General features: G+C 65.1%; 25 protein-coding genes. 12 read left to right on the top strand and 13 right to left on the bottom strand.

Translation table 11 applies throughout. The annotated features are described in order from the left end of the window. Positions 1–4 precede the first annotated feature (4 nt). Complete coding sequence (locus ACEN9G_RS16535; protein ID WP_056124278.1) at positions 5–343, bottom strand: c-type cytochrome; 339 nt, start codon at positions 341–343, stop codon at positions 5–7. A 229-nt stretch (positions 344–572) separates the two neighbouring features. Between ACEN9G_RS16535 and ACEN9G_RS16530 the strand changes: the two genes are divergently transcribed. The 6 genes from ACEN9G_RS16530 to ACEN9G_RS16505 all read left to right on the top strand — a co-directional run bounded on the left by ACEN9G_RS16530 (position 573) and on the right by ACEN9G_RS16505 (position 6,199). Further along, on the top strand, positions 573–1,427 hold the full coding sequence (locus ACEN9G_RS16530) for an AAA family ATPase (protein WP_413339195.1): 855 nt from the start codon (positions 573–575) through the stop codon (positions 1,425–1,427). Then, a complete protein-coding gene (locus ACEN9G_RS16525) occupies positions 1,424–2,020 on the top strand; it encodes a GNAT family N-acetyltransferase (protein ID WP_413339193.1) in 597 nt (198 codons plus the stop codon). Before ACEN9G_RS16530 ends, ACEN9G_RS16525 begins: the two co-directional genes overlap by 4 nt. 11 nt (positions 2,021–2,031) lie before the next feature. Next, a complete protein-coding gene (locus tag ACEN9G_RS16520) occupies positions 2,032–3,213 on the top strand; it encodes a vWA domain-containing protein (RefSeq protein ID WP_413339191.1) in 1,182 nt (393 codons plus the stop codon). A gap of 150 nt (positions 3,214–3,363) precedes the next feature. Beyond that, positions 3,364–4,554, top strand: coding sequence for a cation:proton antiporter (locus tag ACEN9G_RS16515; protein ID WP_413339189.1), 1,191 nt, complete (start codon positions 3,364–3,366; stop codon positions 4,552–4,554). Then, positions 4,544–5,662 (top strand): YbdK family carboxylate-amine ligase, encoded by a 1,119-nt coding sequence (locus ACEN9G_RS16510; RefSeq protein ID WP_413339187.1) that lies wholly within the window; start codon positions 4,544–4,546, stop codon positions 5,660–5,662. The genes ACEN9G_RS16515 and ACEN9G_RS16510 overlap by 11 nt, the downstream gene beginning before the upstream one ends. A gap of 90 nt (positions 5,663–5,752) precedes the next feature. Then, positions 5,753–6,199 carry an SRPBCC family protein gene (locus tag ACEN9G_RS16505; protein WP_413339186.1) on the top strand — a complete coding sequence of 149 codons (447 nt, stop codon included), beginning with the start codon at positions 5,753–5,755 and terminating at the stop codon, positions 6,197–6,199. On the opposite strand, the gene ACEN9G_RS16500 is transcribed toward ACEN9G_RS16505, so the two are convergent. After that, positions 6,189–6,527 carry an antibiotic biosynthesis monooxygenase family protein gene (locus ACEN9G_RS16500; RefSeq protein WP_413339184.1) on the bottom strand — a complete coding sequence of 113 codons (339 nt, stop codon included), beginning with the start codon at positions 6,525–6,527 and terminating at the stop codon, positions 6,189–6,191. The two genes, ACEN9G_RS16505 and ACEN9G_RS16500, sit on opposite strands and share 11 nt — an antisense overlap. After that, positions 6,524–6,829: an NIPSNAP family protein gene (locus ACEN9G_RS16495; protein WP_413339182.1), complete on the bottom strand. Its 306-nt coding sequence runs from the start codon at positions 6,827–6,829 to the stop codon at positions 6,524–6,526. The genes ACEN9G_RS16500 and ACEN9G_RS16495 overlap by 4 nt, the downstream gene beginning before the upstream one ends. A 73-nt stretch (positions 6,830–6,902) precedes the next feature. Between ACEN9G_RS16495 and ACEN9G_RS16490 the strand changes: the two genes are divergently transcribed. After that, on the top strand, positions 6,903–7,577 hold the full coding sequence (locus ACEN9G_RS16490; RefSeq protein WP_413339180.1) for an ArsR/SmtB family transcription factor: 675 nt from the start codon (positions 6,903–6,905) through the stop codon (positions 7,575–7,577). Position 7,578: 1 nt separating this feature from the next. Here ACEN9G_RS16490 and ACEN9G_RS16485 read toward each other — a convergent pair whose 3' ends face one another. After that, positions 7,579–7,929, bottom strand: coding sequence for a hypothetical protein (locus tag ACEN9G_RS16485; protein WP_413382097.1), 351 nt, complete (start codon positions 7,927–7,929; stop codon positions 7,579–7,581). 78 nt (positions 7,930–8,007) lie between these two features. Beyond that, positions 8,008–8,625: a LysE family translocator gene (locus ACEN9G_RS16480; protein WP_413339212.1), complete on the bottom strand. Its 618-nt coding sequence runs from the start codon at positions 8,623–8,625 to the stop codon at positions 8,008–8,010. An 81-nt stretch (positions 8,626–8,706) separates the two neighbouring features. Here ACEN9G_RS16480 and ACEN9G_RS16475 point away from each other — a divergent pair, with 81 nt between their 5' ends. Continuing rightward, positions 8,707–9,159 (top strand): Lrp/AsnC family transcriptional regulator, encoded by a 453-nt coding sequence (locus ACEN9G_RS16475; protein ID WP_413339214.1) that lies wholly within the window; start codon positions 8,707–8,709, stop codon positions 9,157–9,159. Between the two features lie 11 nt (positions 9,160–9,170). On the opposite strand, the gene ACEN9G_RS16470 is transcribed toward ACEN9G_RS16475, so the two are convergent. Next, a complete protein-coding gene (locus ACEN9G_RS16470; RefSeq protein ID WP_413339215.1) occupies positions 9,171–10,139 on the bottom strand; it encodes a gamma-glutamyl-gamma-aminobutyrate hydrolase family protein in 969 nt (322 codons plus the stop codon). A gap of 295 nt (positions 10,140–10,434) precedes the next feature. Between ACEN9G_RS16470 and ACEN9G_RS16465 the strand changes: the two genes are divergently transcribed. Both ACEN9G_RS16465 and parC read left to right on the top strand, forming a co-directional pair. After that, positions 10,435–12,435 carry a DNA topoisomerase IV subunit B gene (locus ACEN9G_RS16465; protein ID WP_413339217.1) on the top strand — a complete coding sequence of 667 codons (2,001 nt, stop codon included), beginning with the start codon at positions 10,435–10,437 and terminating at the stop codon, positions 12,433–12,435. A gap of 29 nt (positions 12,436–12,464) precedes the next feature. Beyond that, positions 12,465–14,804, top strand: coding sequence for a DNA topoisomerase IV subunit A (gene parC, locus ACEN9G_RS16460; protein ID WP_413339219.1), 2,340 nt, complete (start codon positions 12,465–12,467; stop codon positions 14,802–14,804). A 50-nt stretch (positions 14,805–14,854) separates the two neighbouring features. On the opposite strand, the gene ACEN9G_RS16455 is transcribed toward parC, so the two are convergent. The 4 genes from ACEN9G_RS16455 to ACEN9G_RS16440 form a co-directional block, all read right to left on the bottom strand. Next, the gene (locus tag ACEN9G_RS16455) at positions 14,855–15,385 is read right to left on the bottom strand and encodes a hypothetical protein (RefSeq protein WP_413339221.1); all 531 of its coding nucleotides are present in this window, start codon (positions 15,383–15,385) and stop codon (positions 14,855–14,857) included. Positions 15,386–15,539: 154 nt separating this feature from the next. Next, complete coding sequence (locus ACEN9G_RS16450) at positions 15,540–16,052, bottom strand: hypothetical protein (RefSeq protein WP_413339223.1); 513 nt, start codon at positions 16,050–16,052, stop codon at positions 15,540–15,542. Between the two features lie 85 nt (positions 16,053–16,137). Then, a complete protein-coding gene (locus tag ACEN9G_RS16445) occupies positions 16,138–17,550 on the bottom strand; it encodes an IgA Peptidase M64 (protein WP_413339224.1) in 1,413 nt (470 codons plus the stop codon). 87 nt (positions 17,551–17,637) lie between these two features. Continuing rightward, entirely contained in the window at positions 17,638–18,036 is a 399-nt protein-coding gene (locus ACEN9G_RS16440) for a rhodanese-like domain-containing protein (protein WP_413339226.1), read from the bottom strand. Positions 18,037–18,125: 89 nt separating this feature from the next. On the opposite strand from ACEN9G_RS16440, the gene ftrA reads away from it, so the two are divergent. Further along, on the top strand, positions 18,126–19,109 hold the full coding sequence (gene ftrA / locus ACEN9G_RS16435) for a transcriptional regulator FtrA (RefSeq protein WP_413339228.1): 984 nt from the start codon (positions 18,126–18,128) through the stop codon (positions 19,107–19,109). On the opposite strand, the gene ACEN9G_RS16430 is transcribed toward ftrA, so the two are convergent. The 3 genes from ACEN9G_RS16430 to ACEN9G_RS16420 all read right to left on the bottom strand — a co-directional run bounded on the left by ACEN9G_RS16430 (position 19,078) and on the right by ACEN9G_RS16420 (position 21,151). Beyond that, complete coding sequence (locus ACEN9G_RS16430) at positions 19,078–20,283, bottom strand: cyanophycinase (protein ID WP_413339230.1); 1,206 nt, start codon at positions 20,281–20,283, stop codon at positions 19,078–19,080. The genes ftrA and ACEN9G_RS16430 overlap by 32 nt on opposite strands. A gap of 82 nt (positions 20,284–20,365) precedes the next feature. After that, positions 20,366–20,809: a GNAT family N-acetyltransferase gene (locus ACEN9G_RS16425; protein ID WP_413339232.1), complete on the bottom strand. Its 444-nt coding sequence runs from the start codon at positions 20,807–20,809 to the stop codon at positions 20,366–20,368. A gap of 93 nt (positions 20,810–20,902) precedes the next feature. Next, the gene (locus ACEN9G_RS16420) at positions 20,903–21,151 is read right to left on the bottom strand and encodes a hypothetical protein (protein ID WP_413339233.1); all 249 of its coding nucleotides are present in this window, start codon (positions 21,149–21,151) and stop codon (positions 20,903–20,905) included. Between the two features lie 209 nt (positions 21,152–21,360). Between ACEN9G_RS16420 and argH the strand changes: the two genes are divergently transcribed. Next, positions 21,361–22,758 carry an argininosuccinate lyase gene (gene argH / locus ACEN9G_RS16415; RefSeq protein WP_413339235.1) on the top strand — a complete coding sequence of 466 codons (1,398 nt, stop codon included), beginning with the start codon at positions 21,361–21,363 and terminating at the stop codon, positions 22,756–22,758. Positions 22,759–22,769: the final 11 nt, after the last annotated feature.

Below are 22,769 nucleotides of genomic sequence, written 5' to 3'. Positions count from 1 at the left end.
CTCCTTACTTGGACGGGGACTGTTGCGAATAATACGCGGCGATATCGGCGATGTCCTGGTCGGACAGGCTGGCCGCGATACCCCGCATGGACGGGTGGTTGCGGTCGCCTTTTTTGTATGCCTGCAGCGCGGCTTCGATGTACTTCGCCGACTGGCCGCCGATCTTCGGTACGCGATAGACTTCAGGGAACGTGCCCTTGTACTCGGGGATGCCGTGGCAGCCGATACACTGCTCGATCTTGTTGGGTGCTGCCTTCGGATTGCCGACGATGTCGGCTGCGCCGGCCGTGCCGGCCATCGAGGCGCCGGCTGCCAGCACGAGTAATGCTGTTGAAATTTTCATGGATGACCTATCGTTGGGTTGAATCGATAGGGCGCCTTGCGACCCGTGCGGCGGCAGCAGGTTTTCTAGACCCCCGGTACTGCAACTGCAATGGCATTTTTGCCACGATCCAATCGATTCTATCCGAAGAATATAGTCGAGTCCATTGGGCAGCGCAGCATGGACGGCCTGCCCGCCACGGCGTTCTGGCATATACTCGATAGCATTTCCATATGATCTGCCCAGGCCCATGCACGCACCCCGACGCTTCGAAGGCAGCGATAACTATGTCGCCACCGCCGACCTGAAACTGGCGGTCAACGCCGCCCTCACCCTCGCCCGCCCCCTGCTGATCAAGGGCGAACCCGGCACCGGCAAGACGATGCTGGCCGAAGAGGTCGCGGCCGCGCTGGACATGCCCCTGCTGCAGTGGCACATCAAATCGACGACCAAGGCCCAGCAGGGCCTGTACGAATACGACGCCGTCTCGCGCCTGCGCGATTCGCAACTGGGCGACGAGCGCGTACGCGACATCCACAACTACATCGTCAAGGGCGTGCTGTGGCAGGCGTTCACCGCGCCCGAGCCGGTCGTGCTGCTGATCGACGAGATCGACAAGGCCGACATCGAATTCCCGAACGACCTGCTGCGCGAACTGGACCGCATGGAGTTCTTCGTGTACGAGACGCGCGAGATGGTCGTGGCGAAGCACCGCCCCCTCGTCATCATCACGTCGAACAACGAGAAGGATTTGCCGGACGCCTTCCTGCGCCGTTGCTTCTTCCACTACATCAAATTCCCCGACCGCGACACGATGGCGGAGATCGTCAAGGTCCACTACCCCACGCTGAAGGCCGACCTGCTGTCCGCCGCGCTGCAGGGTTTTTATGAACTGCGCGACGTGCCGGGCCTGAAGAAGAAGCCGTCGACGTCGGAATTCCTCGACTGGCTGAAGCTCTTGCTGGCCGAGGACATCCCGGCCGAGGTCCTGCGCAGCCAGGACGGCAAGACGATCGTGCCGCCGCTCGCGGGCGCCCTGCTCAAGAACGAGCAGGACGTGAGCCTGTTCGAGCGCCTGGTGGCGATGGCGAGGCACAACCGATGATCCAGGTCGCTCCCGTCACCCTGGAATTCAACGGCGTGCGCCTGGAGCCGCTCGGGCTGCACCACCTCGACGGCCTGCGCGCCGCAGCCGCCGACGGCGAACTGTGGAACTTGCGCGTCACCTCCGTGCCGGAACCGCAGGACACGGAAGCCTATATCCGCATGGGGCTGGAGACGCCGAACCGGGTCGCCTTCGCCGTCGTCGACGCGTCCAGCGACACCGTGATCGGCACGACCAGCTACCACGACATCATGCCCGCGATCGACCGCGTCGAGATCGGCTACACGTGGTACGCGAAGAGCCGCCAGCGCAGCCACGTCAACACGAGCTGCAAGCTCCTGCTGCTGTCGCACGCGTTCGACACCCTCGGCTGCGCCGTCGTCGGCCTGCGCACCGATAATTTCAATTATGCGTCGCAGGCCGCCATCGAGAGATTGGGCGCCAAGAAGGATGGCGTGCTGCGCCACCATGCGCCGCGCCGCGACGGGACCGTGCGCGACACGGTCATGTACAGCATCGTGCGCGGCGAGTGGCTTGAGATCAAGTCGCACCTGCATTACAAACTGAGCCGCCACGCGCGCCACGCAGGGTAAAGAGGCGCGGCATGCTGATCGACTTCTTCTTCACCCTGCGCGACGCGAAGGTTCCCGTCACGATCAAGGAATTCCTCACGCTGCTGGAAGCGCTGCAGAAGCAGGTGATCGCGCCGTCGCTCGACGAGTTTTATTATCTCGCGCGCCTGACGCTGGTGAAGGACGAAGCCCATTTCGACAAGTTCGACCGCGCGTTCGGCACCTTTTTCAAGGGCATCGAGACGGTGTTCGACGAGAAGGCCGACATTCCTCTGGATTGGCTGATCAAGCGCCTGGAACGCGAACTGACGCCCGAGCAGAAGGCAGAGCTGCAGAAGCTCGGCTACGACAAGCTGATGGACCGCTTGCAGGAACTCTTGAAGGAACAGAAGGAGCGCCACGAGGGCGGCAACAAGTGGATCGGCACCGGCGGCACGTCCCCGTTCGGCAACGGCGGCACCAATCCTCAGGGCATCCGCATCGGCAAGGAAGATAAAATGCGGGGCGGCAACCGGTCTGCGGTCAAGGTGTGGGACCAGCGCACCTATCGCGACTACGATGGCGAGCGCGAACTGGGCATCCGCAACATCAAGGTGGCATTGCGCCGCCTGCGCCGCTTCGCGCGCCAGGGCGCGCCGGACGAACTGGCGCTGGACGAGACGATCCGCTCGACCGCCAACAACGCGGGCTGGCTCGACATCAGGATGCAGCCGGAGCGGCGCAACCGCATCAAGGTGCTGATGCTGCTGGACGTGGGCGGCACGATGGACGACCACATCGAGCGCACCGAAGAGCTGTTCTCGGCGGCGAAGGCCGAGTTCAAGCACATGGAGTTCTACTATTTCCACAACTGCGTCTACGACCACCTGTGGAAAAACAACCGCCGCCGCCACGCCGAGCGCTTCCCGACGTGGGACGTGCTGCGCACCTACCCGGCCGACACGCGCCTGATCTTCGTCGGCGACGCGACGATGAGCCCCTACGAAATCCTCGCGCCGGGCGGCTCCGTCGAATACGCCAACGAGGAAGCGGGCGCGGAATGGCTCGCCCGGTTCTGCCACGCGTTCCCGAAATTCGCATGGCTGAATCCGGAGCCCGAGCACCTGTGGCAGTACCGGCAATCGATCGCCGTCATCCGGCAGATCATGGGCAACCGCATGTTCCCCGTGACGATCGACGGCCTGGAACGGGCGATGCGTTTGTTGAGCAAATAACCGGGCGGCGATCCTTCACGCAAAGGTGGGCACCCCGTGCCCACGCGCGGCGTTTGAATTGCGCACGGCGTATTCCTACACGTAATCGTGCGGACAAATCGCTCTTGTAGAATCGGTCGCAGGTTGTAACATTTTGACAAAGGAGCAGGTATGCAGGAATTCCTGTCTGTCCTCACGAGCCTCGCCTGGCCCTTCGCGATCACGCTGGCCTGGCTGGTCGGCGAATTCGGGCAGCGCTGGACCGGCCTGCCGCGCATCAGTTTCTATGGCCTCGTCGGCTTCATCCTGGCCGCGCCCCAGCTGGGCATACTGCCGCTGCCGGAAGGCGGCACGACGCTGCTGCTGGCCGACGTCGGGTTCGGCCTGATCCTGTTCGAGCTGGGCTACCGCATCAACCTGCGCTGGCTGCGCACGAATCCGTGGATCGGCGTCACGGGCCTCGTCGAAGCGGGCCTGACGTTCGTCGGCGTCTACCTCGTCGCGAATGCGTTCGGCGCGGCGCTGATCGACCGGCTGATGCTCGCGTCGCTGTCGATGGCGACGTCGCCCGCGACCGTCGTCCGCGTGATCAACGAACAGAAAAGCTCGGGCCAGGTGACGGAACGGGCACTGCACCTGTGCGCGCTGAACTGCGTGCTGGCCGTGTTCGCGTTCAACGCCACCGTCGGCCTGTGGATCTTCCGCACGTTCGAGGACGTCGGCGACGCGCTGTGGAACAGCCTCGTCGTGCTGGGCGTCTCGGCCTTCACGGGCGCCGTGTTCGGCCTCGTCGTGCCGGGCGTCCTGCGTCTGCTGGGAAAGCTGGCGCAGGACGCCACCGTCGCCTTCGCGCTGGCCGTGATCCTGCTCGTCGCGATCACGTACGCACTGGGCCTGTCGCCCGTCGTCGCGGCGCTCGCGTTCGGACTGACGGCGCGCCACCGCCGCGTCGCGTTCAGCCAGGCGCAGCGCAATTTCGGCGCGCTGGGCGAACTGCTCACCGTCGTGCTGTTCGTGTTCGCCGCCTCGACGCTCGACTGGCGCCGCGTGTGGGCCGGCGCTCTGCTTGCCGTCGCCCTCGTGCTCGTGCGCCTGCTCGCCAAGATGGCCGGCGTGACGGCGTTCGCCCATCTGTCCGGCATCTCGTGGCGCAAGGGTGCGCTGACGGGCGTGGCGTTGACGCCGTTGTCCGTGTTTGTGATCCTCTTGATCGAGCATGCGCGCCACGCCGGCGTGCAGGTCGTCGAGGAATTGCGCGCCGTCGCCGCCGTGACGATGCTGCTCGAAGTATTCGGTCCCATCATCCTGCAACGCGCCCTCGTGTGGGCGCGCGAAGCGCCGGAGGTCAACCATGCCGCTTGAACCCTTCGCCACCTCGGCACCGCTGACGTTCGGCGTGGAGCTGGAACTGCAGCTCGTCAGCCTGTCCGACTTCGACCTCACGCCGGCCAGCCCCGACCTGATGCACCTGCTGAAGCGCAAGCCGTTCCCCGGCAACGTCACGCCCGAGATCACGGAAAGCATGATCGAGATAAATTCGAGCGTGCAGACGAACTACCGCACGCTGCTGGCCGAGTTGCTCGAGATACGCGATACGCTGGTCGCCGCCAGCGACGTACTGAACATCGGCATCGCCGGCGGGGGCACGCATCCGTTCCAGCACTGGTCCGAACAGCGCATCTCGGCCAAGCCGCGCTACCAGGAATTGTCGGCGCTGTACGGCTATCTCGCCAAGCAGTTCACCGTGTTCGGCCAGCACGTGCACATCGGCTGCGCCAGCGGCGACGACGCGCTGTTCCTGCTGCACGCCCTGTCGCGCTACATCCCGCACTTCATCGCCCTGTCCGCATCGTCGCCGTTCGTGCAGGGCCACGACAGCGGCTTCGATTCGGCGCGCCTGAATTCGGTCTCGGCCTTCCCCCTGAGCGGCCGCGCGCCGTTCACACTGAGCTGGGCCGATTTCGCCGACGTCTATTTCGCCAAGATGGAGCGCACGCGCATCATCAGGAGCATGAAGGATTTTTACTGGGACCTGAGGCCGAAACCGGAATACGGCACGATCGAGCTGCGCGTGTGCGACACGCCGCTCACGGTCGAACGGGCCGCCGCCCTCGCGGCCTACCTGCAGGCGCTGTGCCGCCACCTGCTCGAACGGAAGGAAGCGCCGCCGCTGGAAGACGACTACCTCGTCTACAACTACAACCGCTTCCAGGCCAGCCGCTTCGGGCTCGACGGCGTGATCACGCATCCGAAGACCTATGAACAACTCCCGCTGCGCGAGGACATCATCGCCACCCTGGACCTGATGGAACCGCATGCGCAGGCGCTGGGCAGCCTGGACGCGCTGCCGCACCTGGCCGCGGCGGCCAGCGACGGCGGCGACGCGAGTTTCCTGCGCGGGCAGTACGAACGCCAGGGCAGCGCGGAGGGCATGGTCGACGCCGCGATCCGGCGCTTCCGCGGACGATAATTTTTTTTATCCGCGTGTCGATCCGCGGGCCGCCCGTTCGTCGTAGGATCAGAGGGATGTCCTCTGCCACTTACGCCAAGGAGACCGATCATGTCCACGAATACTGTAGAACTGCACCGCGTCCTGAAATCCACCGCCGACCGCGTCTACCGCGCCTTTATCACGCCGGCCGCCGTCGCCAAATGGCTGCCGCCGCACGGCTTCACCTGCACCGTGCACGAGCAGGACGCCCACGTCGGCGGCCGCTACCGGATGTCCTTCACGAATTTCACGACGGACGGGAGGCACTCGTTCGGCGGCGAATACCTGGAACTGGAACCGGGCAAGCGCCTCGTCTACACGGCCGAATTCAACGATCCCAACCTGCCCGGCCGCATGCAGACGACCGTGCAGCTGCGCGAGGTGTTCTGCGGGGTCGAAATCAAGGTCAAGCAGGAAGGCATCCCGGCCGCGATTCCCGCCGAGATGTGCTACCTCGGCTGGCAGGAATCGCTGCAGCTGCTGGCCCAACTGGTCGAGCCGGAAATCAAGGAGTAACGAGGTCGGACGGCACGTCGTCCCGTTCGTGCAGCCCGTAGTCGCGCACGACGGCGGCCACGCGCAGGCGGTAATCGGCAAAGAGGCCGGCCCGCCCCGCCGCCTGCATGGCACGGTGCGCGGGCAAGGTGCGCCAGCGTTTCACGGCGTCCTCGTCGCGCCAGAACGACAGCGACAGCATCCTCTCCGGCCGCGTCAGCGATGCGAAACGTTCGATGGAGATGAAGCCGTCGATCGCTTCCAGTTCGGGACGCAGCGCGGCGGCCGCATCCAGGTAATCCTGGCGCTTGCCGGGCGCCGGCTCCACTTCGAAGATCACGGCGATCATGCGACGTTTTCCAGGAACGTGCGCTCCTCGCGCAGGATGAAGCGTTTTTCGCGCGCAAACCGGAAGTTCGCCACCGCTTCGTCGTCTTTCTTCAAGCGCAGCCGATACGCTTCGTAGTCGGCCAGGCTGTCGAAGCCGACGAGACCCCATGCCTCGTAATTGGTGCCTTCGTGCGGCAGGAAGTAGCCGAGCAGGCGGCCACCCAGGCGTGGAATGATGCGGCCCCAGTTTTCGGAATACGTGCGGAAGGCGTCGCGCTGGATGGGGTCGATCTCGTAGCGGATGAAACAGGTGATGGGCATGATGGCTCCTCGTAACGTTGAAGCCCCATGGTAGTCACTGGCCCTCCCCCGATGCTTCGGCTAAGATCGAACCATGAGAGACGGACCGAATATCGCGAACATCGCCGCACTGATCGGCGACCAGGCACGCGCCGAAGTGCTGAACGTGCTGATGAGCGGCATGGCGCTGACGGCGACGGAACTGGCCGACGCCGCCGGCGTCACGCGCCAGACGATCAGCACGCACCTCGCCAAGCTGCGCGAGGCGGGCCTGCTCGCCGTCGAGGCGCAGGGGCGGCACCGTTATTTCCGCATTGCCGACGCCGACGTCGCGCACCTGCTCGAATCCATGATGGGCATCGCGTTCGGCACAGGATCCGTGCGCGTGCGGTCCAGTCCACGCGAACCGGCGCTGCGCAAGGCGCGCGTCTGCTACGACCATCTCGCGGGCGAACTCGGGGTGCTTGTCTACGAAAGCCTGGCCCGGCGCGGCGCGTTCGCGCTGGATGCGGGCGGCATCACACTGACCGACCATGGCCGCGCACTGATCGCGACCATCGGCATCGATCCGCTGCCCTCCGCCACACGGCGGCCGCTGTGCCGCCATTGCCTGGACTGGAGCGAGCGCCGCCACCACCTGGCCGGCGCCCTCGGGACGGCGCTGCTGGACCGTTTCCAGCAACTGGGCTGGGCGCGCCGCGTGCCGGAATCGCGCGTGCTCGCGTTCAGCGCGGACGGCGAAGCGGCGCTCAGGGCCTGGCTGGACTGAGTCAGGTCGCCAGCGAGGGCCGGCCCGGCCCCAGGATCCGCGCCAGCAGCGGGCGCTTGACGGGCGCCGGCAGGCCGCGGTCGACGAGGCCTGCCCATTTCACGCTCAGCTGTTCGCAGGTGGCACGCAGCACCGGATCGGCATCCGGCAGGCGCGCCAGCGCATTCAGGTGGCGCTCGATCACCGAGGCCAGTTTCACGCACGGCCCGTCGCCGCTCGCGCGGTCGCAGGCATCCGCATTGTTCACGGTGTATTGCGACATCAGGTGCAGCAGCGCCGCCACGAGCAGTTCGTGGCGCGTGGTGCGCCGCCCGTCCGGCGTGTTCAGTTCGTCCAGCAGATCGTCGTCCATAAAGCCTCCTCGCATAAATGAGAATGATTCTCGTTTAGATTATGGATCGGGACGAAGATGAACGCAAGCGCAATCTGCTCATTGCCGGACCAGCGCCATGAACCCGGCCGCAACCAGGACCATGCCACCGGCCGAGCCGTCGATCACCCGGCGCCGGGTGTCGCTCAGGCGGCGCTGTCCTGCCCGGCCCAGCGCAAGGGACAGCGAGGCGTACACGACCGCGCACCAGAACATGAAGGCCGCCGACAGGACGACCGCCTGCAGCGTCGTGTTGCCGCCGTGCCGGTCCATGAACTGGGGCAGGATGGCCACGTACACCATCATTCCCTTCGGATTGAGCAGGGACGTAAGAAAACCCTTGGCGAGCTGGTTCGTTACCCGCCCCTTCGGTACGACGAGCTCGCCGGAACGCAGCGCCGCCCGGATCATCTTCGAGGCCAGGTAGACCAGGTATGTGATACCGGCCCAGCGGATCACCTCGAACAGGACGGGTGACGCCACCACCACGGCCGCGAGGCCGAGCGCGACGAGAAAGGAATGGACGCAGTAGCCGAGCAGCACGCCCGTCGTGGCGCGCAGTCCGGCCGGTGTGCCGCCGGACATCGCTTGCGACGCAATGAACAGGATGTCCGGACCGGGCGTGCACACGAGCGGCAGGACGGTCGCGGAAAACAGCAGGAGGGTATGTGTATTCATGACGACAGCGTACTGCGCCGCGCCAGAAATGTGCTTCCAGAGTCTTGTCAAAAGTCGCCCATATCAGGCAACATCTTTCTCATGGATGATTACGATCGAAAGATTCTTGCGGAACTACAGAAAGACGGACGGCTTTCTCTCACCGACCTGGCGGAACGCATCGGCCTGAGCCTGTCGCCGTGCCACCGGCGCGTGCGCGCACTGGAAGAGACGGGGATCATCGCCGACTACCGGGCGACGATCGATCCGGCGGCCGTCGGACTGAATTTCTCGGCCATCGTGTTCGTCACCTTGCGCGCCACCGACCGGGAGAGCGTACGTGCCTTCGAAGAACGCGTGCCCGGTGTTCCCGAAATCATCCACGCGCAGCGCCTGTTCGGCGATCCGGACTACATCCTGAACGTCATCACGACGGACCTGGCGGCGTACCAGAAACTGTGGGACGACAGCCTGTCGACGTTGCCGAACGTGTTGCGGCTGACGTCGACGCTCGTGATGAAGAGCGTCGTGCAGGGGCGGCCCCTGCCGCTGTGATCAGAGGCGCTTCAAAGGCGAGTCTCGCGCGCGGCGCGCAAAAATTCGTCCAGCACCGGCGTGCAGTCGAGCAGGTCGCCGCCCGTGGCGCGGTGGAATTCCGGATGCCATTGCAGGCCCATCACGAATGGCGCACGCTGGTAGCGGATCGCTTCGATGACGCCGTCCGGCTCGGACATCGCCTCCACGTGGATATCGCGGCCCAGGTCCTTGACGGCCTGGTGGTGGATCGAGTTCACGACGGCGCGCTCGTGCTGGGGAAACATCTTGCGCAGCGACGATCCATGCGGAAACACGATGGCGTGCCGGTGCGCGTCGTAGATGTCGTGCACGTGCGGCAGGGCGCCGGGCACATTCGAGACGATGTCCTGGTGCAAAGTGCCGCCGAACGCGACGTTGATCAGCTGGCAACCGCGGCAGATGCCCAGCACAGGCTTGCCCGCGTCGACGAATTCGTGCAGCAGTTCCAGTTCATACACGTCGCGCGCGCGGTCGCCGTTCCATTCGGGCCGCGTCGGCGTTTCGGAATACGTCATCGGCGACACGTCCGCCCCGCCCTGCAGCACGAGGCCGTCCAGGTGGCGCGCGTAATGACGCATCGTGATGTTGCTGGGGTGCAGCAGCCCGTTCGTATTGACGGTCGGGACCATGAACACGAGCACGTCGCGCGACATCACCCATTGCGCGATCGATTCCTCAAGGTATTGCAAGTTCTTGCTGCGCAGGCCTTTCGCGCCCTCTTCCGGATGGAAGATGCGGGCGGAGACGCCAATGCGCAGCGTGCGCCGCATGAAGTCGCGGTTGAACTTGTCGGTCAGCGCACGCCAGCGCGAGCGCAATACGCGGCCGGCCAGGTTCAGCGGCGTGTCGTCGGTACGGAGGTAGCGCGACGCATTGCCGCCCGCCCGCCGGTCCGGCACCCTCGGCGGCGGTCCGGCGTCCGCTGGTTCATTAGCGTGCTTGTCATTGTCCTCAGCCATGATCTCAATATATCCTTGCGACGGTCGCGCACGATTCGTTTTAAAAAAAATATCGTTTTAGTAATGAAATCTCCGCACCCACCCGCATATGCACAGGATGCCGGGATGCAGCCGACTTGGCAATCCGTGCAACGAACACTTGCAAACTTGCGCTTAACAGGCAAAAATACTGTATTTTCATACAGTTGTTTTGGCCGCACGCCGCGTCCCGTCCTGTAGAACCCACCGCGTGAAGTCGCTTATTTTCCGCGCGACAAGATAGAATGCGCAGCATTCGAATGATTGAAGATCAAGCATGGCCACCAAGAAACCCGCACCCGATTACAGCGAATCATCCATCCGCGTCCTGAAAGGATTGGAGCCCGTCAAGCAGCGTCCGGGCATGTACACACGCACCGAGAATCCGCTGCACATTATCCAGGAAGTGATCGACAACGCCTCGGACGAGGCGCTGGGCGGCCACTGCAAGAACATCGACGTGACGATGAACGCGGACGGTTCCATCACCGTCGAGGACGACGGCCGCGGCATCCCGGTCGGCCTGCATCCGGAAGAAGGCGTCTCGACCGTCGAGATCGTGTTCACCCGCCTGCACGCCGGCGGCAAGTTCGACAAGGGCTCCGGTGGCGCCTATGCGTTCTCGGGCGGCCTGCACGGCGTCGGCGTGTCCGTCACGAACGCACTGTCGAAGCGCCTGGAAATCACGGTGTGGCGCAAGGACGACGACGGCAACGGCGTGCACAAGCTCGTGTTCGCCGACGGCGACGTCATCGAGCCGCTGACCTCCGAACCGTTCGAGCGCGGCGGCAAGAAGAACGGCACGCGCGTCACCGCCTGGCCGGACGGTAAATACTTCGATTCGCCGAACATCCCGATGACCGAGCTGCAGCGCCTGCTGCGCTCGAAAGCCGTGCTGCTGCCGGGCGTGACCGTCACGCTGACGAACGCCAAGACCGGCGACAAGCAGACCTGGCGCTACGACGAAGGCCTGCGCGGCTACCTGACGGAAGCGCTGGCGCAGACGGCCGGCGGCGGCCAGACCGTGATCCCGTTGTTCGAAGGCGCGCAGTACGCCGCCGCCGGCGATGAAGGCTTTGCCGAGGGCGAAGGCGCGGCGTGGGTCGTGGCCTGGACCGAGGAAGGTTCGGTGGTACGCGAATCCTATGTCAACCTGATCCCGACGGTCAGCGGCGGCACGCACGAGTCCGGCCTGCGCGACGGCCTGTTCGGCGCCGTGAAGGGCTTCGTCGAGATGCACTCGCTGCTGCCGAAGGGCGTCAAGCTGCTGCCGGAAGACGTGTTCGCACGCGTCTCGTTCGTGCTGTCCGCGAAAGTGCTGGACCCGCAATTCCAGGGCCAGACGAAGGAACGCCTGAACTCGCGCGACGCGGTGAAACTCGTGTCGTCGTTCACCAAGCCGCCGCTCGAACTGTGGCTGAACCAGCACGTCGAATACGGCCGCAAGCTGGCGGAACTCGTCATCAAGCAGGCGCAATCGCGTCTCCGTTCGCTGCAAAAAGTCGAGAAGAAGAAGTCGTCCGGCGTGGCCGTTTTGCCGGGCAAGCTGACCGACTGCGAATCGACGGACATCACCCGCAACGAGCTGTTCCTCGTCGAGGGCGATTCGGCGGGCGGTTCCGCCAAGATGGGGCGCGACAAGGAATTCCAGGCGATCCTGCCGTTGCGCGGCAAGGTGCTGAACACGTGGGAAACGGACCGCGACCGCCTGTTCGCCAACAACGAGATCCACGACATCGCGGTGGCGATCGGCGTCGATCCGCACGGCCCGGACGACAGCCCGGACCTGTCCGGCCTGCGCTACGGGAAGATCTGCATCCTCTCCGATGCGGACGTCGACGGCTCGCACATCCAGGTCCTGCTGCTGACCCTCTTCTTCAAGCACTTCCCTGCCCTCTTCAGGAACGGCCACGTATGCGTCGCGCGCCCGCCGCTGTACCGCGTGGACGTGCCGGCGCGCGGCAAGAAGCCGATCCAGAAACTGTACGCGCTGGACGACGGCGAACTGCTCGCCATCGAGGACAAGCTGAAAAAAGAAGGCCTGAAGGAAGGCGTGTGGAGCATCTCCCGCTTCAAGGGCCTGGGCGAGATGAACGCCGAGCAGCTGTGGGAAACGACGATGAACCCGGACACCCGCCGCCTGCTGCCGGTGGCCTTCGGCGACTACGGCCTGGCCGAATCGTCGGCGCGCTTCAACATGCTGATGGGTAAAGGCGAAGCTGCCGCCCGTCGCGCGTGGCTGGAAGAGCACGGGAACGAGACGGAAGCCGACATCTGACAGCCGCCGAATACGAAACATAGAAAATCATGACCCAAGCAAGCCTTTTCGAACAAACCACTCCCCCCGGCGGCGGCGGCGGCGATGACGCCGAGACGCTGACCCTCTCGACTTTCGCCGAGCGCGCGTACCTGGACTATGCCGTCTCGGTCGTGAAAGGCCGCGCGCTGCCGGACGTCTCGGACGGCCAGAAGCCCGTCCAGCGCCGCATCCTGTACTCGATGAACGAACTGGGTCTCGGCCCGACCGCGAAGCCGCGCAAGTCCGCGACCGTCGTCGGCGACGTGCTCGGTAAGCTGCACCCGCACGGCGACCAGTCGGTGTACGACGCCCTCGTGCGCATGGCCCAGGATTTCTCCCTGCGCTATCCGCTGATCGACGGCCAGGGCAACTTCGGCTCGCGCGACGGCGACGGCGCCGCCGCGATGCGTTACACGGAAGCCCGTCTGACGCCCGTCTCGCGCCTGCTGCTCGACGAAATCGACATGGGCACCGTCGACTTCCAGCCGAACTACGACGGTTCCAGCGAGGAACCGCGCACGCTGCCAGCGCGCCTGCCGATGCTGCTGCTGAACGGCGCGTCCGGCATCGCGGTCGGCATGGCCACCGAGATCCCGTCGCACAACCTGCGTGAAGTGGCTTCCGCCGCCGTCGCGATGATCCGCAATCCGAAGATCACGCACGCCGAGCTGATGACCCTCATGCCCGGTCCGGACTATCCGGGCGGCGGCCAGATCATCACGCCGGCGTCAAGCATCGCCGACATGTACGCATCGGGCCGTGGCTCGATGAAGGTGCGCGCGCGCTGGAAGATCGAGGAACTGGCGCGCGGCCAGTGGCAGGCCGTCGTCACGGAACTGCCGCCGGGCGTGTCGTCGCAGCGCGTGCTGGAAGAGATCGAGGAACTCACGAACCCGAAGATCAAGGTCGGCAAGAAGACCCTGCTGCCCGAGCAGCTCACGCTGAAGCAGACGATCCTCGGCGCGCTGGACGCCGTGCGCGACGAATCCGGCCGCGAAGCGCCGGTACGCCTCGTGTTCGAGCCGAAGTCGAAGAACCAGGACCAGACCGAATTCATGCTGATGCTGCTGGCGCACACGTCGCTGGAAACGTCGGCACCGATCAACCTTGTGATGATCGGCGGCGACGGCCGTCCGCGCCAGAAGGGTCTCACCGAGATCCTGCAGGAATGGATCGAGTACCGCTTCGTCACGGTCCGCCGCCGCACGGAATTCAGGCTGGGCAAGGTCAACGACCGCATCCACATCCTGGAAGGCCGCGAAACCGTCCTGCTGAACATCGACGAGGTCATCCACATCATCCGCAATTCGGACGAGCCGAAGGCCGCGCTGATCGAGCGTTTCCGCCTGTCGGAACGCCAGGCCGAGGACATCCTCGAGATCCGCCTGCGCCAGCTGGCGCGCCTGGAAGCGATCAAGATCCAGCAGGAGCTCGCCGAGCTGCGCGGCGAAAAGGAAAAGCTGGAAGACATCCTCGATAACCCGAACTCGATGAAGCGCCTGATCATCCGCGAGATCGAGGCGGACTCGAAACAGTACGGCGACGACCGCCGCACGCTGATCGAGGAAGCGCAGAAGGCCGTGGCCGAGCAGAAGATCATCGACGAGCCGGTGACCGTCATCGTGTCCGAAAAGGGCTGGGTGCGCGCGCGTACCGGCGTCGGCCACGATCCGGCCCAGTTCACGTTCAAGGCGGGCGACTCGCTGTACGGCGCGTTCGAATGCCGCACGGTCGACACGCTGCTGTGCGTCGGCGACAACGGCAAGGTGTATTCCGTGCCCGTGGCCGCCCTGCCCGGCGCGCGCGGCGACGGCGTGCCCATCACGACGCTCGTCGACCTGTCGGGCGGCGGACGCATCCTGTACTACTACGTGGGGCCGGCCGAGACGCGCCTGCTGCTCGCGACGACGACCGGCTTCGGTTTCATCACGAAAGCCGGCGACATGATCACGCGCCTGAAAGGTGGTAAATCGTTTATCACGCTGGACGACGGCGCCGTGCCGCTGGCGCCGCGCGTCGTATCGGACAATGCGGGCGCCATCGCCTGCCTGTCCGAGAAGGGCCGCGTGCTGGTGTTCGGCATCGACGAAATGAAGGTGCTGCAGAACGGCGGGCGCGGCGTGATCCTGATGGGCCTGGAGCCGAAGGAAAAGCTGCTGGCCGTGCAGCCGATCAGCCAGAAAGGCCTGAACGTGGTCGGCACCTGGGCCGGCGACAAGCCGCGCACGGTGGAGTTGTTCGCGTCCGGCCTGGAGCCGCACTTCGGCAAGCGGGCCAACAAGGGCAAGCCGTTGTCGGCCAAGCTGAAGGCGAAAGACCTCGCGATGCGCCAGACGGACGGCGGTTGAGGATAAAAAAAAACGGACCCGCGGGTCCGTTTTTTCATGGGCGCACCAGATTACTTGGCGGCGTCCTTGTGTGCCTCGGCGGTGGCTTCGGCACGCTTCTCATTGGCCTTGGCGTGGGCCTTGGCTTTATCGGCGTTGGCGTCCACGATCTTCTTCTGGGCCTTTTCGTCGGCCTTGATCATGGTCTTCTGGGCGTCGTAATTGGCTTCGGCCGTCTTTTCCTCGGCCTTGGCAGCAGCCTTGGCCTTGTCTTCCGGATCAGCCTTGGCGACCTTCTCGTGAGCCTTGGCAACCTTCTTCTCGGCCTTGTCGTGGGCCTTGGCCTTCTTCTCGTTGGCCTGGCCGACGGCCTTGTCGATCTTCTCGTCCTGCTTCGACATCTCCTTGGCTTCCTTCTCGTTGGCCTTGGCGATCTTCTTGTCGGCATCCGCATTGCCGGTCGAGGTCGTACCAGCCGTGCCGCTCTGGCCCATGGTGGTGTCGGTGGTGGTCGTGACCGGGGTCGCCGGTGCGGTCGTGGTCTGGGCGTAGACCGAGGTAGCGAACAGGCCGGCGATCAGGGTGGCGAGCAGTTTATTCATCGTAGTTCTCCTGAAGATTATGGTGGGGCGCGCCGTAACGCGCCGATATGTTTTTGTTAAGTCAGGGCTTCAGAATATGCTTGGGACAACTTTCGCTCTGTTCGCCAGCGCACGCAGTACATACTGGTCATCATCCAATTTGTGACAAGATTTTTCAGCGCTCGGCCGCCTTCTCGGCACCCTTGCGTTTCGATTCAGCATGTTTTTTCTTGCTTGCCTTCACAGCCGCTTCCGTTTTCATGCGGCTGCCCGGCGGCTCTTTCACGGCCCTTGCATTCGCCTTCATGACTTCGCTTTCGGCCTTCGTGCCGGCCTTGCCGCGCCCGCCGGTAGCGGCCGCATCGGTGTCGGTGTTGTTGGGTGCCGTCGTGTTGGTGGCCTGGGCATTGACGCTGTCGGCCTTGGCCGGCGCGGGATTGATGACGGCCGTGCTCTTGCCGACGACCTGGCCGGCACTGTTGACGCCGGCGGCCTGGCGGCCCGTGGCGCCATGTGCGGAACCGGTGTTCGCCGTGCCGTCCGTGCGCAGGCCCGTGCCGGACACGCCGGCGGCCGTGGTGTTGTGGCCGGAGACGGCCTGGCCGATCGGCGCCGTATTGGCCGTGGTCTGGGCCCAGGCCGACGACGCCAGCAGGGCACACACGAGGGTGGGGAGGAATTTGTTCATGATGATCCCGTTTCGTAGGTGAGTAGTCGAAACGAGGATAGGTGCGCCGCCCGGGTGACTCTGTTCGGCAGCGCACCCGCCGGTGCTACTTTTTGGCAGGCCGGCCCGCGTACAGGTCGATGATGTCGCTGATGCCGTCCTGGCAGACGGGGCAGAACTCGCCGCTGCGGTCGAACATGATGCATTGCATGGCCGGACGGTAATAGCCGGTCGCTTCGTAGTTCGCGCCCTCGAACGCGCCGATCGCCTTGCGGTACCTGGCCTGCGCAAACAGGGCGTTCGAGTGCGCCAGGTCTTCGCGGAACAGCGCGTTCATCTCCGACTCCGGCCGGTTGGCCGCCCGCAGCGCGGCCCGCTTTTTCTGGTACTCGCGCGAATACGCTTCGTACTCGGCCTTGGGCCACGGCGTCGGCAACGGCGTGCCGGCCTGCACGTATTGCTTCCACTTCAGGCGGGCCGGATCGCGCAACGCCGTCACGTTCGGCTCCCATGGCTCCATGCGCGCGCCGCTGGACTGGTACGCGACGGGCGACGTGTAGTACTCGTCGGCCAGCCCGGCGAAGTGGTGGCCGAACTCGTGCACGAACAGATAGTCCGCCCAGTCGTTGCTCGCGGCCGCCGTGCTGAACTGGCCGAAGATGCCGCCACCGCCATACGTGTCGTTGTTGACGAGGATCTCGATGAATTCGTACGGTGCGTACTGCGCGATGTCGCGCAGCGCACGGTTGTCCAGCGTGAGCACATAGCGTTCGCTGCCGAAGATGTCGTAGCGCGTGCCCAGCGCGGACGCGTGATGCACGCCCGTCGACGGCCGCGACACGCCCGATTCCCGCGTCGGCACGGCCAGCGCCCACACGTTGAAATCGTTCGCGCGCTCCCTGAACGGCGACACCTCGAACAAATGCTGCGCGAGGCGGCGTACCGCGGCTTCGAACTTCGGCATCTCGGCCTGCGTATAACCGTCGCCCAGCACGAGCAGGTCGACCTTGCACGGCGACGGTCCGCTCACGCGGATCGGAATCGGCTTGGCCGGCGCCGGCCCCTGCGCGCGCACGACGTCCTGCGCATCCGTGTCGACATCGACGCTCCACGCGACGGAGAACTGGTTGCGCTCGTCGCGCTTCAGGATGCGCACGCGCACGGGGCGGTCGGGCTTCGGAAAGCGCACGGACTCATGGAACCCGCGGCTGAGTTTATTGGCCTCTTCCGTCGTCTTCCACTCGCCGAACACGGTGGAAAAGTCGCGCGAATACAGCAAGTCTCCCGTCTTCGCATCGGCCACCTCGACGCGGTTGTTGCCGCGGTTGGTGTCGTCGAACGGCCGCGACATGTCGCCCGGCCACGGCAGCGGTTCGATCAGCACGCGCTCGATGGCGTACTGTTCGGACAGCGCATTGCCGCTGTGAATGTAGTCGACGCGCACGGTGGCGGGCTGGGCGGCGAGGGCCAGTGCGGGGAGGGCGCAGGCGGCCAGCAGAGGTAACAGCGATCGAATCATGTGCGCTCCGTCGTCAGTTTGGCAGGCTCTTCAGCAAGCCCTAAAACTTGCAATCTAGCGCAGGTTTGGCTTTCTGACAATCAACGATCAAGCTGCCTGGACCAACTCGAAGCCTTCGTCTATCCAGCCCGTGATTCCGCCGATCATCAACTTGACGGGCCGCCCCAGCTTCGCCAGCCGGTACGCGGCGCGGTGCGCGCCATTGCAATGGGGGCCGGCGCAATAGACGACGAACAAGGTGTCCAGCGGATAATCGCGCAGCTTCGCTTCAACAATTTTCCCGTGTGGCATGTTAATCGCCTGCGGCACATGGCCCCGCGCGTACAGCTCAGGGCTGCGCACGTCGAACAGGACGAAATCCTGCGTGCCGCTGGCGATCGCGTCGTGCACGTCCCAGCAGTCCGTCTCGAATTCGAATGCGGTACCGAAGTGGTCCATGGCGCGGTCGCCGGATGCGGCTGGGATGGCGGATACGGATGAAGTCATGGGTCTCTCCTGTGGTTGAGACGCTAGTGTCGCAGCGCCGGCGCGCTGGCGGCAGTGCCTTGCGCGACAGAAATTGGTAACATCGCGCCATGTCCCATCACGTCTCCATCATCGCCTACGACAGCCTGTGCACCTTCGAATTCGCCTGCGCCATCGAGCTGTTCGCCCTGGAGCGTCCGGAGCTGGGCGTGCATTGGTACAGCCATACGGTGTGCGCCATCGAGCCCGGTCCACTGCGCGCCAGGGGTGGCCTGACGGTGCAGGTGCCGCACGGCCTCGACGCCCTCGCGCACGCGGACACGATCGTCATTCCCGGCTGGCGCGACCTGGCGGACGTGCCGCCGCCCGCCCTCGTCGACGCGTTGCGCGCCGCGCATGCACGGGGTGCGCGCATCTGCTCGATCTGCACGGGCGCGTACGTGCTCGCCTATGCCGGCCTGCTCGACGGCCGCGTGGCGACCACGCACTGGCACTACCTTGACGACATGCGCACCCGCTTCCCCGACATCGAGATCGATACGGACGCGCTGTATGTCGACGCCGGGCGCATCGTCACGTCAGCCGGTTCCGCGGCCGGCCTCGACATGCTGCTGCACCTCGTGCGCACCGACTTCGGGGCCGAGGTCGCCAACCTTGTCGCGCAACGCCTCGTGATCCCGGCGCACCGCGACGGCGACCAGGTGCAGCGCGTCGCGCGTCCGGTGCCCGACGCCGGCGTGGACACCATCGCCCGCCTGATGGACCGCGTGCGCGAAACCATCCGGGCCGAGCATACGGTGGCGTCGATGGCGGCCGAGGCGCGCCTGGGGACGCGCACCTTCCAGCGCCGCTTCAAGGAGAGAACGGGCCTCGCGCCGCTCGGCTGGCTCGTGCGCGAGCGGGTCGCACTCGCCGCGCAGCTGCTGGAATCACGGCCACAACTCGCCATCGATGCGATCGCGGACCTGGCCGGGCTCGGCTCGGCCGAATCGCTGCGCCGGCATTTCCGCGCGCACGGGCTGGCATCGCCCGGACGCTACCGCAAGCGCCCGTCTGGCCAGGTTACTTGTACTGGTACAGCGGACGGCGGATGAGGATCGGCCGGATGTCCAGCCGCACGTTATAGATCGAATAGGATTCCATCGACGACGACTGGTAGCCGACGCTGTCGTCCGTACGTGTAAAACGGAATTCGAAGCCGAGGTCGGGCTGGACGCCGTTCGGGCTGCCGAGCGTGATGCCGATCGCGTCCGGCTGGTCGCTGTCGATCAGCTTGCTCATCAGGTCGACAACGGTGCTGTTGCCGAGGATATCGGCGGTGAACAGCGGTTCGCGGTAGTACGGCCGCGACGGGTCGAGCTTGTTGTCGGCCTTGTCGTCGGACGGCGTGCATTCGCGCGTGACGATATTGAAGTGGTCGCCGTTGTCGAGGTAGCTGACGCGCACGTTGGTCACGTTGAACGCGCCCTCGTGCACGATCGCGTTCGACAGGTCGAGCACGAGCGCGCCCTTGTAGCCGATCACCTCGACGTCGCGGCTGGGCAGCACCACCATCGCCGTGTCCTCGTCGATGCCCAGGCCCAGCTTGTAGCCCTTCTTGAGCATGGCGGGCAGCATGCGCGCGAAGCGGCCGCGCACGAGCAGGTGCTGGTCGATGAAGACGTCGTCGCCGACGAAGCCGAGCCCGTCCGTGATTTCCTCGCCCTCTTCCACGCCCAGCTTGAGCGTGGCCAGCACGGTGCGGGGCCGGCCGAACATCGTGCTGCTCATGATGGCGGCCCCGGCGCTGGAGCCGGCAATCACGCCGCCGCGCCGGTACATGTCCCACAGTGCATCGAGGACGCGGGTATTGCTGCCGTCCTCGTGGCGCAGTGCGCGCGTGATCCGGCTCTGGTCGCCGCCCGCGAAGAACGCGCCGTTCGCGTTGCGCACGGCTTCGGCCAGGCCCCGGTCGTCGGCCGCCGCCTGGTAATTGCTGCCGGACAGCTTGACCGCGACGGGGACGAAAAATGCCTTGGCGCCATAGCTGTTGAGGCGCTCGACGAGGCTCTTGCCGGACCGTTCCGGCGTGCCCGACGCGGACGCGAACACGGCGATGCGCGCCCCCTTCCCGCCCGCGAGCTGGATGATGCGTTCCCACACGGGACCATTCGCGGGGCGCAGATTGCCGCCAATGATGACGAGGGATCCCTTGGGCTGTACCGCCGCATCGGCGGCGGCGCACCAGGGCGCGCCGGCCAGCAGCAGCACGGCCAGGAAAAGACGCAACGCAGACCGAACCATAAAACCCTTCCCGACTTCGACAAACAGTAAGCCTGATTGTAGAGGACCGGCAGCGTGTTGCGTCCGGTCAGGAAAGATATATGTTCGGGTAGTAGCGTTCCATCAGCGTGTCCGGACGCTCGGACGGCGCAAAGCCGAAGCGGGCAAACAGGCTGTGCGCGTCGTTCGTGTTGAGGGTGAACCGGCGCATGCGCTGCAGGCTCGGATGCTCCATGACGATGCGGATCAGCTGCTTCGCATAGCCGCGCCCGCGGTACTCGGGCACGACGAAGACGTCGCACAAGTGGGCCATCGTCGCATAGTCGGTGATGACCCGCGCGAACGCGATCTGGCGGCCGTCGAGGTAGCCGCCGAAGCACAGCGAATTCTCGATCGAGCGCTCGACCACGGTACGCGAAATGCCGACGGCCCAGGTCGACTGCTCGCTGAGGAAGCGGTAGATCATCGGAATATCGAGCCGCGTCCGGTCCGTGCTGACCTGGAAACTGGAATCGTTGGTGGTTGGAATCATGGACACGCCAAACCGTCAATCTGGTAAAAAACCAATTCTATCCCCGTTCTGGTCCGCATGGACGATTCCGCCAATCGTGCGTGCATGAACCGTTCAGCGCCTGGGCAAATAGCGCTCCGGCAGGCGCAGCGACGCGTCCTCGGCGCGCCACAGCAGGTTCACGATCCACCAGCGCTTGCCGTCGTGGTACAGCTGGATGCTGTTGATGCCGCGCTGGAACGGTTCGGCGTCCCCGCGCGCATGCCGCGATTCGTACGTACTGAACACGTGGACGATCTGGCCGAACGTCTCCGTGCTGCGAACAGCGAGCGCATCCGGTCCCAGTCGCCTGTTGCTGAGCATCCGCCCCGCCCACGATCGCCATCGCCGCCATCCACCCCATCCAGTGTCGCGCCGGCATGTCCGTCTCCCGTCGTTATGTCATGGGTGCCAAGCACAACGACATCATCGGACAATTGCGGATGAAAGTCACCGGGGCGCAATCCCCGGGCGCAAGTCTGCACAGTTTATAATCAGGAAATCCAAGAACATCCCGTCACCCGTCTCCCATCATGACTGATCAATTTGCCAAAAAAGCGGAAGCCTGGTCGGCCCGCTTCTCCGAACCCGTCTCCGACCTCGTCAAGCGCTACACCGCGTCCGTCTTCTTCGACAAGCGCCTGGCCCTGTTCGACATCCAGGGTTCGCTCGCCCACGCCGAGATGCTGGCTGCCCAGGGCATCATCAGTGCCGCAGACCGCGCCGAGATCGAGCGCGGCATGGCGCAGATCCGCAGCGAGATCGAAGCCGGCCAGTTCGAGTGGCTGCTCGACCTGGAAGACGTGCACCTGAACATCGAAAAACGCCTGACGGAACTGGTCGGCGATGCCGGCAAGCGCCTGCATACGGGCCGTTCCCGCAACGACCAGGTGGCGACCGACATCCGCCTGTACATGCGCGCCGCCATCGACGACATCCTCGCCCTGCTGAAAGGCCTGCGCGGCGCCCTGACCGACCTGGCGGAACGCAACGCGGACACCATCATGCCGGGCTTCACGCACCTGCAGGTGGCGCAGCCGGTGACCTTCGGCCACCACCTGCTGGCCTATGTGGAAATGTTCGGCCGCGACGCCGAGCGCATGGCCGACACGCGACGCCGCGTGAACCGCCTGCCGCTGGGTGCCGCCGCCCTGGCGGGCACCACCTTCCCAATCGACCGCCTGCGCGTGGCCAAGACCCTCGGTTTCGAAGACGTCTGCCACAACTCGCTCGACGCTGTGTCTGATCGCGATTTCGCCATCGAGTTCACGGCAGCCGCATCGGTCTTGATGATGCACATCTCGCGCATGTCGGAAGAGCTCGTGACGTGGATGAGCCCGCGTATCGGCTTCATCGACATCGCCGACCGCTTCTGCACCGGCTCGTCGATCATGCCGCAGAAAAAGAACCCGGACGTGCCGGAACTGGCGCGCGGCAAGACGGGCCGTGTCTACGGTCACCTGATGGGCCTGCTGACCCTGATGAAGGGCCAGCCGCTCGCGTACAACAAGGACAACCAGGAAGACAAGGAACCGCTGTTCGACACCGTCGACACCGTGCTGGACACCCTGCGCATCTTCACCGACATGGCATCCGGCATCACGGTCAAGCCCGAAAACATGCGCGCGGCCGCCCTGCAGGGCTATGCGACGGCGACCGACCTGGCCGACTACCTCGTCAAGAAGGGCCTGCCATTCCGCGACGCCCACGAAGCCGTGGCGCATGCCGTGCGCGCGTGCGACGACGCCAAATGCGACCTGTCGGAGATGTCGCTGGAGCGCCTGCGCGAGTTCTCGCCGCTGATCGAGCAGGACGTGTTCGCCGTGCTGACCCTGGAAGGTTCCGTCGCGGCGCGCGACCACGTGGGCGGCACGGCGCCGAACCAGGTGCGCGCGGCCGTTGCCCGTGTCCGGGCACAATTGGCGGAATAAGGACGCCCCCG

It is taken from the genome of Massilia sp. Masssp94 (assembly GCF_059491305.1).
This window is presented reverse-complemented; position numbering and strand designations above follow the sequence as displayed.